Origin of the sequence: Bordetella saccharivorans, from assembly GCF_045862855.1 — a bacterium.
Classification (GTDB): Bacteria; Pseudomonadota; Gammaproteobacteria; order Burkholderiales; family Burkholderiaceae_B; genus Bordetella_A; species Bordetella_A petrii_F.
The window spans coordinates 1,812,180-1,825,380 of the sequence record NZ_BAAFZO010000001.1 but is presented as its reverse complement, the minus strand read 5'-3'; the positions used below and the strand labels follow the sequence as shown (position 1 = coordinate 1,825,380).

The window sequence follows — 13,201 nt, the reverse complement described above, 5'->3', positions numbered from 1 at the left end:
CCAGGACGGCCTACTGCAGATGCTGATCGCACATCGATACGACTGCCGGCACCCGCGCCAGCACAGCGACGGCCATGGAACCTCCCAAGCCCGCATGTTCCACGTGAAACATTCAAACCTTCGGACAGCGCATTCAGTATGAAGCGGCCGGCATCGACCAAACGGGATATGTTTCACGTGAAACATGAAACTCCACCCATAGTCCAGCCGCATTAAATGGGATCACATGCGTTTCACGTGAAACATCAGTAATTAGCAGCAGTGGCATAGGGAAGAGCCGCGAATGGAGGCCCTATAACTGGCAAAACCAAAACGCAACCAGACAGGAGTGTCCCTACAACCACGACGAGCTATCCACAAAAATGCCCACAGGGAAACATCTCAATTGACCCGTCAATCGACGCTTGATTTGCCTGGGGATATCTTTGTGAACAACCTTTCAAGCCTCATCGCAGTGCAATATGGCCGTGCTGCCTCCAATTGGCCAAGAGCGCATGAACGAATCCCAAGCCGCCCAGCCTGCGCGAATAAGCCCCCGTAAACATAGAGAAAATTGCAGCAGCTCGCCTCGGGAGCCGAGAGGGACCATCGATAGAATATTTGCTATAGCCCTGGCCGGCGAGATAGAGCCGCTGTGTAAAACTGCGTCCTCGACCCCGGAGTGAAGAGGCCGCCACCGCCTGGGAGCAGACTCTTCCACAAGTTATCCACACACTTACCCAACAACTTGCCCACATCTGCGGCAACCGCAGCAACGCAAGCAGCACCGCGCGGCGGCGACGCATACAACAACGCCCCAGCACATCACTGTGGTGGGGCGTTGCAGCCAGGAAACCCTGGCTTGCGGGAAATCGGGATTTCCCGACTCAGAGCGGGCGAATATCGGCCGCTTGCGGTCCTTTCGGACCTTCCTTGACTTCGAATTCAACTTCCTGGCCTTCATTCAGGCTGCGATAACCGCGACCCTGGATAGCCGAGAAGTGTGCGAATACGTCGGTACCGCCGGCGTCCGGCGTAATGAAGCCGAAACCCTTATCGGCGTTGAACCACTTGACCTTGCCCTTCTGAACCATTTGTATAGCGTCCTGATGAAAAAAAGAATGCAAGTGAATCAAGGACGCCGACGCGAAAGGGAGCCTGTGCAACACTTGAATCAACTGCGAAACTCAGCATACTCATGGCTTCGACGGTAAACAAATAGTTGTTTACCCCTATGTCGCATTTTTTCAATTCTCCCCAGGTGGACATACGAGTGTCACCATGCGCCGGCCGTGTCATGGTTAGTGGGATACTTACGCGTTTCCCGCTTCCTTCTCACGCTGCTTCATTGCCATGATCCGATCCAAGCTGCCCGATGTCGGCACAACGATTTTCACTGTCATGAGCCGGCTGGCCATCGAGCACCAGGCCATCAACCTGGGACAAGGCTTTCCCGATTTCGACCCCGATCCCCGCTTGTGCGAACTGGTCTCGCGCGCCATGTCGGCCGGCCACAACCAGTATCCGTACATGCCCGGCATCGCGCCTTTGCGCCAGGCCATTGCCGACAAGACCAACGCCTTGTACGGCCACGCCTACGACCCCGAAACCGAAATCACCGTCACCAGCGGCGCGACCGAAGCCTTGATGGCCACGGTACTCGCGGTGGTGAACAGCGGCGACGAAGTCGTGGTGATCGAGCCCTGCTACGACTCATACCTGCCGGCCATCCGGCTGGCCGGGGGCACGGCGGTGCCCGTGCCGCTGCGGGCGCCCACCGCCGACGACCCGTACTACCGTATCGACTGGCAGCGCGTGCGGGATGCCATTACGTCGCGCACCCGGCTGTTGATGCTGAACTTCCCCCACAACCCCACCGGCGCAGTCCTGGAAGAACGCGACCTGGATGCGCTGGAGTCCATCGTGCGGGACACCGGCGTATTGCTGCTGTCCGACGAGGTCTATGAACACATTGTGTTCGATGGCAAGCCGCACGCCAGCCTGGCACGGCGGCCGCTGTTGGCGGAACACGCATTCGTGATCTCGTCCTTCGGCAAGACCTACCACACCACCGGCTGGAAAGTGGGCTATTGCTGCGCGCCGCGGCAATTGAGCGCGGAGCTGCGCAAGGTGCACCAGTTCATGGTGTTCACCGTATCGTCGCCCATGCAAGTCGCCCTGGCGGAATACATGCGCGATCCAGCTCCTTACAGCGGCTTGCCGACGTTCTACCAGGCCAAGCGCGACCGTCTTGCCGCGGGCCTGGCCGGCACGCGCTTCAAGCCGCTGCCCAGCCCCGGCACGTTCTTCATGCTGGCCGACTACAGCGCCATATCAAGGCAATCGGAAGCCGACTTCGCCCGCGAGCTGACCGTGCAGCACGGTGTGACGGTCATCCCGGTGTCGGCCTTCTACCAGCACCCGGAGGCCGAACAATCCAACCATCATTTGGTGCGCTTCTGCTTCGCCAAGAAAGACGACACCCTGGATGCGGCGATCGAGCGGCTGCAGCGCGTATAGATGCTCGCTGCCACACAAAAAAGGGCCGGAAGAATCTCTTCCGGCCCTAATTTATTGCGAATAAGCGGGATCAGGCGGCCGCCTTGTGCGTTTGCCGCCCCTCGCGCAGTTTGCGCAGCAACTGCGGAACGACCACCACAGCGGCGGCGGCGATCCACAGGCCGATCGATACCGAGCTCTCGAACAGCACCGAAATATCGCCGTTGGTAATCGACAGGGCGCGGCGCAGGTTCTGCTCCATCATGTCGCCCAGCACCACCCCCAGCACCAGCGGCGCCATCGGCACGCCGAACTTGCGCAGGAAGTAGCCGATGGTGCCGATGCCGACCACCATCAGCAGGTCGAAGGTGCCGGCGTTGATCGCATACACGCCGATGTAGCTGATGCTGAGAATGCCGGGCACCATCAGCCAGCCAGGCACCGACAGCACTTTGGAAAACACCCGCACCATGGGCACGTTCATCAGGAACAGCAGCACGTTGGCGATGAACAGCGAGGCGATCAGGCCCCATACCAGCTCGGGCTTGGTGTCGAACAGCACCGGCCCGGGCGTGATGTTGTACAGCGTCAGCGCGCCCATCATCACGGCCGTGGTGCCCGAACCCGGCACGCCCAGCGTCAGCATCGGCACGAACGAGCCGATGGCCGATGCCGTGGCGGCCGATTCGGGCGCCACCAGCCCGCGCATGTCGCCCTTGCCGAACTTCGCGTTGGGATCCTTGTTCTCGATGATGCGCTTTTCCTGCGAATAGGCCACGGCGGCGGCCACGCTGGCCCCGGCGCCAGGCAGGACGCCGACGCCAAAGCCCACCAGCGAACTGCGCACGATGCTCCACCAGGTGAACGCCAACTCTTTCAGGTTGAACAGCTTGCGGCCGCTCGGCTTGACTTCCACGCTGTGTCCGGCGGCGACTTTCTCCAGCATTTCCAGCATCTCGGCGACTGCGAACAATGCAATCACCACCACCACGAAATCGATGCCGTCCGCCAGGTGCACGGAGTCGAAGGTGTAGCGATACACGCCGGAATTGGAATCGACGCCAATGGTGGAAATACCCAGGCCTATCATGGCCGCCAGCACGCCCTTGATGGGCTGCTTGCCCAGCAGGCTGGTCAGGCAGCAGAAGGCGAACACCATCAGCACGAAGTACTCGGCCGGCCCGAACGCGAGCGCCCATTTGGCCAGCAGCGGCGCCAGCAGGATGATGCCGGTCACCGAAACGATGGCGCCGAAGAATGCCGAGCATGCCGACAGCGACAGCGCCACGTTGGCCATGCCCTGCCGCGCCAGCGGATAGCCGTCGAGCGTCGTCATGATCGCGCTGGCTTCGCCCGGCACATTCAGCAGAATGGAGGTGATGCGCCCGCCATATTCCGCGCCCACGTAGACGGCGGCGAGCAGGATGAGGGCGGTTTCCGGCGGCAGGTTCATCGCGAATGCGATGGGAATCAGCATGGCCACGCCATTGATCGGCCCGAGACCGGGCAGCACGCCGACCATGGTGCCGATGAACGAGCCGATGGCGGCCACCAGCAGGTTGGTCAGCGAAAACGCAACGCCGAAACCGATGGAGAGATGATCGAGAATGCCGCTCATAGCAGGTCTCCCAGCAGACCGGTGGGCAGGACCACATCGAGCGCGTGGTCGAACAACAGAAAGAAGAAGACACCCATGACCACGCCGCCCATGGCGCATTTGAGCCACGAGCCGCCGAACAGGCGCCCCACCAGGACGGTCATCAACGCCGTGGCGATGACGAAGCCGAGCCACTGGAACAGGAACGCATAGACCGCGGCGTACAGGACCATCAGCGCGATGCGGCCATTGGCCCCGGCCGAATTGACTTCCACCGCGTTGCCGCCCTTGATGGCCAGGCGCAAGCCGCACAGGCCGATGATGAGGGCGACCAGCAGCGGGAAGGCGCGCGGGCCCACCGGTTCGTAGGCAAAGGGAGCTTCGATGTCCCAGCCCGCCCACGTCATGAAGGCGGCCAGGATCAGGGCGAGTATGCCCAGGGTTCGATCATTCATGATCCGGTTTCCAGAGATCGCAAAGCCGCCGTCGACGCAAAGAGCGCCTCATGTAGCCTGAACGCGGCGGCATGGAACCAGGACGGCCGGCGCCGCCCCGTGTCTTACTTCTTGATCAGCCCGAAGCTGTCGGCCAATTCGCGGTACATCTTCACGCGCTCCTTGACGTACGCGTCGAGCTCGGCACCCGTCTTGTTGAACGGGAACAGCCCTTGTTGCTCGCGCAGCTTGGCGTACTCGGGCGAGGCCATGGTCTTGTTGAAGGCCTCGACCCAGAATTGGTAGTCCTTGTCCGAGACCTTGGGACCGACGTAGAAGCCGCGGATGATCGGCCATTCGATGTCGTAGCCCTGTTCCTTGGCAGTGGGAACCGAATTCAGCTTGCCGGGCAGGCGCTCGTCGCTGAACACCGCCAGCACGCGGATGGGCGCACCGCCCTCCAGCATGGTGAACGCTTCGGCCGCATCGCCCATGTAGGCCTGGATGTGCCCGCCGCGCAGTGCCGTGGCCGTTTCGCCGCCACCCTCGAAGGCTACGAAGCGCATCTTGCGGAAATCCACGCCGGCCGCCTTGGCGGTCAGCGCGGCTTTCATCCAGTCCTGGCTGCCCACGGTGCCGCCGGCGCCGAGGACGATCTTGGTGGGATCCTTCTTGAAAGCATCCATCAGGTCCTTCAGCGTCTTGTAGGGCGAATCTTCGCGCACCACGGCCACGCCGTAGTCGGTGCCGATGCCGGCCAGCCAGCGCACGTCATCGACGTTGTAGCGGCCGAACTTGCCCTGCGCCAGGTTCAGGAGCGAACCGCCCGAGAACGCCACGATGGTGCCCGGCTCGTCGGGATGTTGGGCCACGATGTTGTTGTAGGCCACCGCGCCGATGCCGCCCGGCATGTAGACGATGCGCATCGGTTCTTTCAGGGCTCCGCTCTGCTTCAGGCCTTCGGTGGCCAGGCGGCAGGTCAGGTCGAAACCGCCGCCGGGCTGGGCCGGGGCGATACATTCGGGCCGGCGGGGTTCCTCGGCGGCCTGGACGGCCATGCCTGTCAACAGCGCACAAGCGCCCAGAATCGCCGCCAGGCGGGCTTTCAGGAAAGTATGCATCTTGCGGTCTCCGTGAATCGCTTTTTAGATGTCGTCGTAAGCGGGCCTGGCGCGCTGCAGGCGGACCAAGGGCCAACGGATCAGAACCGTAACCAACGCAGGCTTTCCGGAAGCTTTCAGAACCCGGCAATTTCATGCCGCGCCGCAGCATTCCGGAACGAACCTAGGGTAAATACCAATGCCGCTCGCAGGCCGGCCAGCGGTGTGCGGTTCTCGAGCACCATCTTGCCGCCATGGATCTCGACGATAGTGCCGACGATGGCCAGCCCCAGGCCGGCGCCGGGCCGGTTCTTGCCGGCGGCGCCGCGACGGAACCGCACACTGGCCCGGGCGATGTCCTCGGCCGACATGCCGGGACCGCTGTCTTCCACGGTGACCCGGGCGTAGCGTTCATCGGCATAGACGCGCACGGTGACCTGGCTGCCGGGCGCCGTATAGCGGATGGCATTGTCGACCAGGTTGCTGAGCGCCTCGCGCAGCAGCCAGTCGACCCCTTGGATGCAGACCGGCAAGCTGGAGGCTTCCAGCCCCAGGTCCAGCCGGCGCGCCCGCGCCGCGGGCAACAGGGCGCGGATGACCGCCTGGGCAACTTCGGCCAGGTCGACGCGTTCCGGCGCGAGCCCGCCTTCGGCCAGGGTGGCGTCCTTGGCGCGCGCCAGCGACAGCATCTGGTTGGTGGTGCGCACCGCCCGGTCCAGGCCTTCCTGCATCGCCAGCAACACGGCCCGGACTTCTTCGGGGTCGGTTTCACGCAACGCATAGGCCGTCTGGGTGCGCAGGACCGACAGCGGCGTCCGCAGTTGATGCGATGCGTCGTCCAGGAACTGCCGCTGCAGCCTCGCCTGGGCCGCAAAACGGGCCATGTGGAGATTAATCGCGTCGACCAGGGGTACGACCTCACCTGGGATGTCCGACGCGCTCACGGGGCTTAAATCGTCTGTAGACCGGTTTTCCACATCCTGGCGCAAGCGTTCCAGGGGACGGACCGCCATGAACACGCTCCAGACCACCACCAGGATGACAATCAGGATGACCACGATGTCGCGTTCGAGCGCGCGCAGCAGCGCGCGGTCCAGGAAGTCCTGGCGCGATTCGAGCGTTTCGGCCACTTGCACGATGACGCGCCCGCCGTGGTCGTTGTACAGCGGCGGGTCCATTGGCCGGGCCAGGGCCGCCACGCGCACCTGTTCCCCCTGGTATTCGGCGTAGAAGAATTGAGGTTGACCGGAAATGAGCGGTTTTTCCGGCAGCGGCAGGCCTGGGCTGCCGATTTCCGCCAGGCCGTCCTCGGTGGCGACCCGGTAATACACGCTGCCATTTGCCGTCAACTCGAAGAATTCCAGCATCAAATACGGCTGTTCCATGGCTAATCCACCGCTGGCTGTGGATATGTTGTGGTCGATGGAACGCAGGGCGCCCGACAGCGAACGGTCATAGGCCAGGTCGACCTGGGTGCGCAGCTGGTGGTTCGACAGCCACAGCGCCATCAGCATGATGAAGACCAGGGCCGGGATCAGCCACCACAACAGCAGCGACTTGAGAGTGCGGTTGGGCGTCGCCTGCAGCCACGCCCGGAGCCTATTTTTCAACCACGGCCTCCAGGCAGTAGCCCATGCCGCGCAGCGTGACGACTTGTACACCGGTGTTGATGAGTTTTTTGCGCAGGCGATGCACCAGGACCTCGATCGCTTCCAGGTTGATGTCGGAATCGTCGGTCTGGATACGGTCGAGGATCTGCTGCTTGTTCATCGGTTCGCCGCTGCGCTGGATGAGCACGCGCAGCACGGCATGTTCGCGTGGGGATAACTGCAAAGGCTGGCCTTGCACCGTGAAACGCTGTGTAGAAGTGTCCAGCACCAGGTTGCCCAGCGACAAGCGCGGATGTTCGCGGCCGCGACTGCGGCGGATCAACGCAGTCAGCCGGGCTTCGAGTTCTTCAAGCACGAACGGTTTCGGCAGGAAATCATCGGCGCCCTCATGCAGCGTACCCACCCGTTCCGCCAGCGAGTCGCGCGCGGTCAGTACCAGCACGGGGGTACGGTCATCGCGCGCGCGAATCTTGGACAACAAGGTATGGCCGTCCATTCCCGGCAGGCCGAGGTCCAGGATGACCGCGTCGAATTCTTCCACTGCCAGGCGGCGTTCCGCCAATAACCCGTCATCGGCCCATTCCACCACGAAGCCGGCATGGCGGGCCAGGCTGCGCGACAGCCAGCGCGCCAGCTCGGCTTCGTCTTCTATCAGCAGGATACGCATGGGTTGAATTCAGGCATGGGGATGGCGCTGGTGGGCATAGATGTTTTTCTCCTCTTTTCTTCTTTATATAAAGAATGATGATTAATAAGGCCTGTGGATAACTGCATCAACTCGAAAAAGCGATTCTATTTCATGTGCTTGCGACGTTTTTTGGGTGTGCAGGACTTCTGTTTGGCGCAAGGACGCAAGTTGAACAACTTTTCGGGCCGGATGGAAATGGGCGGCTTGTTCAACCAGGGTCCACACACTGTGCACAGCGGCGCATCTTAGAGGTTATCCACAGGGCGGGTATCGGGAGCTGGGGCGCATATTTTTATGGGGTGAATGCTCACTTTCAGAATTTGGAATTCAATCGCAAGAACCAGGATCCTTGCGATTGAATTCCGGTCTACAGTGCAGATATGCCTATTCCAGGATCCGCCATGCAAGCCCCTGACTATGAAACCGATGACGCCCGCTGGGCGGCCGTGCAGTCGCGCGATGCCCGCGCCGACCACCGTTTCGTCTACGCCGTGCGTACTACTGGAGTGTATTGCCGGCCCAGCAGTTCGGCCCGCCTGCCGCGCCGCGAGAACGTCGAATTCTTCGATACGCCGCAAGCCGCGGAAGCGGCCGGCTATCGCCCCAGTCGCCGCGCCGCGGCTGACCGCGGCAGCGCCGCTGCCCGTCGCACGGCGCTGGTGGAGCAAGCCTGCCGGCATATCGAGAGCGCCGAGACGCCGCCCAGCCTGGAAGCCCTGGCCCGGCAGGCGGGTTTGAGCACCTTTCACTTTCACCGCTTGTTCCGGGCCGAGACTGGCCTGACCCCGAAGGCCTATGCCGACGCGTACCGCGCCCATCGGCTGCGCCAGGAACTGAACGGGCCAGGTACCGTGACCGATGCCATCTATGGCGCCGGGTTCAATTCCAACAGCCGCTTCTATGAAGCATCCGCACGCTTGCTGGGCATGCGCCCGGCCGACTACAAGGCTGGCGGGCCTAATACTGATATAGATTTCGCCGTAGGTGAGTGTTCACTTGGTTCGATCCTGGTGGCACGCAGCCAGCGCGGTGTCTGTGTGATCTGGCTGGGCGACGATCCCGAGCGGCTGGTGCGCGACCTGCAAGACCGCTTTCCGCGCGCCCGGCTGCGTGGCGGCGAGCCGGAGTTCGAGAAGCTGGTTGCACAGGTGGTGGGGTTCGTGGAGGCGCCGGCCCTGGGCCTGAACCTGCCGCTGGATGTGCGCGGCACGGCTTTCCAGGAGCGCGTCTGGCAAGCGCTGCGCGACATCGCGCCCGGCCAGACTGCGAGCTATACCGATATCGCGCGCCGCATTGGCGCACCCAAGGCCGTGAGGGCAGTCGCCCAGGCGTGCGGGGCGAATCCGCTGGCAGTGGCCATACCATGCCATCGCATTGTCCGGCGCGACGGCGATGTTTCCGGCTATCGCTGGGGGGTGGAGCGCAAGCGCGAGCTGTTGCGCCGGGAGGCGAACGCCCTGGACGAGGCCGCGGCATGAGCCGCGGCCCGGCGCCCGCCACGCCCGCCCGGCAATGGCGGTTGACCGGCCCGGACGGGCGGCAGTACTGCAGCGAGCGGCCCGGCGCGCTCGGCGGACATCGCGGCACGCGCATCTATGGACGGCTGGATTGCCGCTCCGCCCGGCAGGCCATCGCGCGCGGCGGCTACGTGCGCTATCGGGTGTTCTTCGCCGATGAGGCTGCCGCCCTGGCGGCCGGCTATCGGCCGTGCGCCGTCTGCCTGCCGGGTCCGTATGCGGCGTGGAAGGCCGCGCGCGCCGGGCACTAGCCGGCAAACCCTCCGTCGTCCAGGAAGGCCTGCTCTTCGGGCGTGGTGTCTCGTCCCAGCAGCGCGTTGCGGTGCGGGAAGCGGCCGAAACGTTCGACGATGCGCAGGTGGTCTTCGGCGTGGTAAAGCCACGGTTCGCCCAGCTTGCGTTGCAGCGCCACCGACTGCCGCTGGTCGTCCAGGTTTTCCGAGTGCGACAAGGGCAGGTAGCAGAATACGCGCATGCCGGTTTCGATGCGGGCATCGTGGCCGGCCTTCAAGAGGCGGCGCGTGTAGTAGCGGGCCAGCGGATCGGTGGCGTACATGTGCCCGGTGCCGCGAAACGCATTGCGCGGGAACTGGTCGAGCAGGATCAGCAGCGCCAGCGCGCCCGGCGCGCTGGCTTCCCAGTGATCGAGTTCACGCCGCGCGGCGGCCATGTGCAAATCCAGCCAGCGCTCGCGGAAAACCTGGTCGAAGGCGGCGTCCTTGCGGAACCACCGCTCGGGACCTGCTTCGCGCCAGAACCGGACTACGGCGTCCGGGTCGTCATGGGGCGTCTTCAAGATGGGCGTCCTCCGGTTTTGATGGCCTGTCGTTGCGGCGAGCATACCCGTATGGCGCCGCAAGGACTAGTCACATTGCAGGGGCCTGGCAGGTCTCTCGGCGAATATGCATGCACCCGTCGCGAGCCTATCTTGCATGCATGTCCAATGACATGAGCAAGCAATCATGGCCAACCAGTCTTCCACGGGAGCCGCGACCCGTGTCCTGATCTCGAGCACGTTCGCTTTCACGATCTGTTTCGCGGTATGGATGATCTTCGCCGTGCTGGGAATCCCGATCAAGAACCAGCTCGGGCTGTCCGAAACCGAATTTGGCCTGTTGGCCGCCACCCCGGTCCTCAGCGGGTCGCTCATTCGCGTGCCGCTGGGCATCTGGACCGATCGCTACGGCGGCCGCATCGTGTTCTTCCTGTTGATGCTGGTATCGGTGCCGGCGATCTGGCTGCTGGCCTATGCCACCGAGTTCTGGCACTTCCTGCTGCTGGGCCTGTTCGTCGGCCTGGCCGGCGGATCGTTCTCGGTGGGCACTCCCTACGTGGCGCGCTGGTTCCCGCGCAGCCGGCAAGGCCTGGCCATGGGCGTCTTCGGCGCCGGCAACTCCGGTTCGGCGCTCACCAAGTTCGTCGCGCCGGCGCTCATCGCCGCGGCCGGCGGCGCCTGGGTGATCGTCCCCAAGGTCTACGCCATCGCCCTGCTGGTCACCGCCGTTCTCTTCTGGTTGTTCTCCGCCACCAACCCTGCCCACAATGTGCGCGGCGGGGCGAGCCTGTCGGCCCAGATCGCGATGCTGCGCGACCCGCGCGTGTGGCGCTATTGCCAGTACTACTCGGTGGTATTCGGCGGGTACGTGGCGCTGGCCCTGTGGATGACCAAATACTACGTCGGCGAATACGGCTTCGACATGAAGATCGCCGCGCTGCTGGCGGCCTGCTTCTCGCTGCCTGGCGGCGTGCTGCGGGCGGTGGGCGGCTGGATATCCGACAAATACGGCGCCTACCGCACCACCTGGTGGGTCATGTGGGTGTGCTGGGTCGCCTTCTTCATCCTCAGCTATCCCCAGACGCATTTCATCATCCAGACCGACACCGGCGCGCGCGAATTCTCGCTGGCGCTCGGGCCCACCACGTTCACCATCCTGATGTTCGTGGTCGGCATCGCCATGGCGATCGGCAAGGCCTCGGTGTTCAAGTTCATCTCGGATGAATTCGACAGCAACATCGGCGCCGTGTCCGGCATCGTCGGCCTGGCCGGCGGCCTGGGCGGATTCGTGCTGCCCATCCTGTTCGGTGCCCTGCTCGACCTTACCGGCATCCGTTCCAGCGCCTTCATGCTGATGTACGGCACGGTGTGCGTCTCGCTCATCTGGATGCACTACAGCTTCCGGCCCGAGATGCGCCAGCCGGCCATGCGCGCCGCCTGATACCGCCCTCGGCACTCATTTTCCCATCCCTGCCGGACGGCGCGCCGTCCGGCCCACCAGCCCGCGAGAGCATCATGTCCAGTAGCTATGTCCTGACCCGCTGGGAACCGGAAAACCAGCATTTCTGGCGCAGTACCGGCGCCCGCATCGCCAACCGCAACCTGTGGATATCCATACCGGCGCTCAGCCTGGCATTCTGCATCTGGATGCTGTGGAGCGTCGTCGTGGTCAACCTGGACAAGGCCGGCTTCCAGTTGTCCAAGAACCAGATGTTCTGGCTGACGGCGCTGCCGGCCTTGTCAGGCGCCACGTTGCGCATCTTCTATTCGTTCCTGGTGCCGGTGTTCGGCGGCCGTCGCTGGACCGCGATCTCCACTGCCACCCTGCTCATTCCCGCCCTCGGCATGGGCTTCGCGCTGCGCGACCCGACCACGTCGTACCCGACCCTGCTGGCACTGGCGCTGCTGTGCGGTTTCGGCGGCGGCAACTTCAGTTCCAGCATGGCCAACATCAGCTTCTTCTTTCCCAAGGAGAAAAAGGGCTTCGCCACCGGCATGAATGCCGGCATCGGCAACCTGGGCGTGTCGCTGGTGCAGTTCGTGGTGCCGGTCATCATCACCATGGGCGTGTTCGGCGCCCTGGGCGGCGACCCGCAACGCTTCGTCGTGGACGGCGTCGAACACCAGATATGGCTGCAGAATGCCGGCTTCATCTGGGTGCCCATCATCCTCGTGTCGACGCTGGCCGCCTGGTTCGGCATGAACGACATTGCCGACGCCCGCGCCTCGTTCGCCGACCAGGCCGTTATCTTCAAGCGCAAGCACAACTGGCTGATGTGCTGGCTGTACATCGGCACGTTCGGGTCGTTCATCGGCTTTTCGGCCGGCTTCGCCATGCTGACCAAGGCGCTGTTCCCGGGCGTCAACCCGGTCACCTACGCGTTCCTGGGGCCGCTGGTGGGCTCGCTGACGCGGCCGCTGGGGGGCTGGATTTCCGACAAGATCGGCGGCGCCCGGGTCACCTTGCTGGTATTCGCCGGCATGATCGGCGCCGTGCTGGGCGTGCTGGCTTTCGTGCCCGGCCAAGGCAGCGCCGGCAACTTCCCGGCTTTCCTGGCCATGTTCATCGTCCTGTTCGCCCTGACGGGCCTGGGCAACGGCTCCACCTTCCGGATGATTCCGGTGATCTTCCTGCATGAGCGCACCCAGGCGGCGCGCGGGCAAGGCCCGCAGGCCGAAAAGCAGGCCCTGATGGACGCCGGCAAGGAGTCCGCGGCGGTGCTGGGCTTCTCCGGCGCCATCGGCGCCTATGGCGGCTTCTTCATCCCCCGCAGCTTCGGCACCTCGCTCGAGATGACCGGCAGCGTCAGCGCGGCGCTGTACTGCTTCATCGTCTTCTACATCAGCTGCCTGTGCATAACCTGGTGGTACTACGCGCGCCGCAATGCGCCGGTGCCGTGCTGAGCCGATCTTCCGATGACTAGTCATTTCGACTCATCAGGACTAGTCCGCTTGATGTGGCCACCCTCTACCAGCGGTGAATGGTGGGGGGCGCCCACCCT

12 protein-coding genes are annotated in these 13,201 nt (G+C 63.7%); 5 read left to right on the top strand and 7 right to left on the bottom strand.

Annotated elements, in window-relative coordinates; genetic code table 11:
- Positions 1-866: 866 nt before the first annotated feature.
- Positions 867-1,073, bottom strand: coding sequence for a cold-shock protein (locus ACKTT0_RS08720; protein ID WP_026640535.1), 207 nt, complete (start codon positions 1,071-1,073; stop codon positions 867-869).
- A 259-nt stretch (positions 1,074-1,332) separates the two neighbouring features.
- Between ACKTT0_RS08720 and ACKTT0_RS08715 the strand changes: the two genes are divergently transcribed.
- Positions 1,333-2,499, top strand: a complete 1,167-nt coding sequence (locus tag ACKTT0_RS08715; RefSeq protein WP_407849543.1) for a pyridoxal phosphate-dependent aminotransferase — start codon at positions 1,333-1,335, stop codon at positions 2,497-2,499.
- Positions 2,500-2,569: 70 nt separating this feature from the next.
- Here the strand turns inward: ACKTT0_RS08715 and ACKTT0_RS08710 are convergent, their stop codons facing one another.
- The 5 genes from ACKTT0_RS08710 to ACKTT0_RS08690 form a co-directional block, all read right to left on the bottom strand.
- Positions 2,570-4,096, bottom strand: a complete 1,527-nt coding sequence (locus ACKTT0_RS08710) for a tripartite tricarboxylate transporter permease (protein WP_407849542.1) — start codon at positions 4,094-4,096, stop codon at positions 2,570-2,572.
- Positions 4,093-4,530: a tripartite tricarboxylate transporter TctB family protein gene (locus ACKTT0_RS08705; RefSeq protein WP_407849541.1), complete on the bottom strand. Its 438-nt coding sequence runs from the start codon at positions 4,528-4,530 to the stop codon at positions 4,093-4,095. Before ACKTT0_RS08705 ends, ACKTT0_RS08710 begins: the two co-directional genes overlap by 4 nt.
- A 104-nt stretch (positions 4,531-4,634) precedes the next feature.
- On the bottom strand, positions 4,635-5,630 hold the full coding sequence (locus ACKTT0_RS08700) for a Bug family tripartite tricarboxylate transporter substrate binding protein (protein WP_407849540.1): 996 nt from the start codon (positions 5,628-5,630) through the stop codon (positions 4,635-4,637).
- A gap of 116 nt (positions 5,631-5,746) precedes the next feature.
- A complete protein-coding gene (locus ACKTT0_RS08695) occupies positions 5,747-7,123 on the bottom strand; it encodes a sensor histidine kinase (RefSeq protein ID WP_407852398.1) in 1,377 nt (458 codons plus the stop codon).
- Positions 7,124-7,208: 85 nt separating this feature from the next.
- Complete coding sequence (locus ACKTT0_RS08690; protein WP_407849539.1) at positions 7,209-7,886, bottom strand: response regulator; 678 nt, start codon at positions 7,884-7,886, stop codon at positions 7,209-7,211.
- Positions 7,887-8,308: 422 nt separating this feature from the next.
- On the opposite strand from ACKTT0_RS08690, the gene ada reads away from it, so the two are divergent.
- Entirely contained in the window at positions 8,309-9,385 is a 1,077-nt protein-coding gene (gene ada, locus ACKTT0_RS08685; RefSeq protein ID WP_407849538.1) for a bifunctional DNA-binding transcriptional regulator/O6-methylguanine-DNA methyltransferase Ada, read from the top strand.
- A complete protein-coding gene (locus ACKTT0_RS08680) occupies positions 9,382-9,675 on the top strand; it encodes an Ada metal-binding domain-containing protein (protein WP_407849537.1) in 294 nt (97 codons plus the stop codon). The genes ada and ACKTT0_RS08680 overlap by 4 nt, the downstream gene beginning before the upstream one ends.
- On the opposite strand, the gene ACKTT0_RS08675 is transcribed toward ACKTT0_RS08680, so the two are convergent.
- Positions 9,672-10,220 carry a DUF924 family protein gene (locus ACKTT0_RS08675; protein WP_407849536.1) on the bottom strand — a complete coding sequence of 183 codons (549 nt, stop codon included), beginning with the start codon at positions 10,218-10,220 and terminating at the stop codon, positions 9,672-9,674. The two genes, ACKTT0_RS08680 and ACKTT0_RS08675, sit on opposite strands and share 4 nt — an antisense overlap.
- 166 nt (positions 10,221-10,386) lie before the next feature.
- Here ACKTT0_RS08675 and ACKTT0_RS08670 point away from each other — a divergent pair, with 166 nt between their 5' ends.
- Both ACKTT0_RS08670 and ACKTT0_RS08665 read left to right on the top strand, forming a co-directional pair.
- A complete protein-coding gene (locus tag ACKTT0_RS08670; protein ID WP_407849535.1) occupies positions 10,387-11,640 on the top strand; it encodes an MFS transporter in 1,254 nt (417 codons plus the stop codon).
- A gap of 74 nt (positions 11,641-11,714) precedes the next feature.
- Positions 11,715-13,103 carry a NarK family nitrate/nitrite MFS transporter gene (locus ACKTT0_RS08665; protein WP_407849534.1) on the top strand — a complete coding sequence of 463 codons (1,389 nt, stop codon included), beginning with the start codon at positions 11,715-11,717 and terminating at the stop codon, positions 13,101-13,103.
- Positions 13,104-13,201 lie beyond the last annotated feature (98 nt).

Coding starts and splice junctions, on each gene's coding strand:
- ACKTT0_RS08670 (WP_407849535.1), top strand. CDS start 10,387: ATGGCCAACCAGTCTTCCACGGGAGCCGCGACCCGTGTCCTGATCTCG.
- ACKTT0_RS08690 (WP_407849539.1), bottom strand. CDS start 7,886: ATGCGTATCCTGCTGATAGAAGACGAAGCCGAGCTGGCGCGCTGGCTG.
- ada (WP_407849538.1), top strand. CDS start 8,309: ATGCAAGCCCCTGACTATGAAACCGATGACGCCCGCTGGGCGGCCGTG.
- ACKTT0_RS08700 (WP_407849540.1), bottom strand. CDS start 5,630: ATGCATACTTTCCTGAAAGCCCGCCTGGCGGCGATTCTGGGCGCTTGT.
- ACKTT0_RS08705 (WP_407849541.1), bottom strand. CDS start 4,530: ATGAATGATCGAACCCTGGGCATACTCGCCCTGATCCTGGCCGCCTTC.
- ACKTT0_RS08680 (WP_407849537.1), top strand. CDS start 9,382: ATGAGCCGCGGCCCGGCGCCCGCCACGCCCGCCCGGCAATGGCGGTTG.
- ACKTT0_RS08720 (WP_026640535.1), bottom strand. CDS start 1,073: ATGGTTCAGAAGGGCAAGGTCAAGTGGTTCAACGCCGATAAGGGTTTC.
- ACKTT0_RS08695 (WP_407852398.1), bottom strand. CDS start 7,123: ATGCTGATGGCGCTGTGGCTGTCGAACCACCAGCTGCGCACCCAGGTC.
- ACKTT0_RS08665 (WP_407849534.1), top strand. CDS start 11,715: ATGTCCAGTAGCTATGTCCTGACCCGCTGGGAACCGGAAAACCAGCAT.
- ACKTT0_RS08715 (WP_407849543.1), top strand. CDS start 1,333: ATGATCCGATCCAAGCTGCCCGATGTCGGCACAACGATTTTCACTGTC.
- ACKTT0_RS08710 (WP_407849542.1), bottom strand. CDS start 4,096: ATGAGCGGCATTCTCGATCATCTCTCCATCGGTTTCGGCGTTGCGTTT.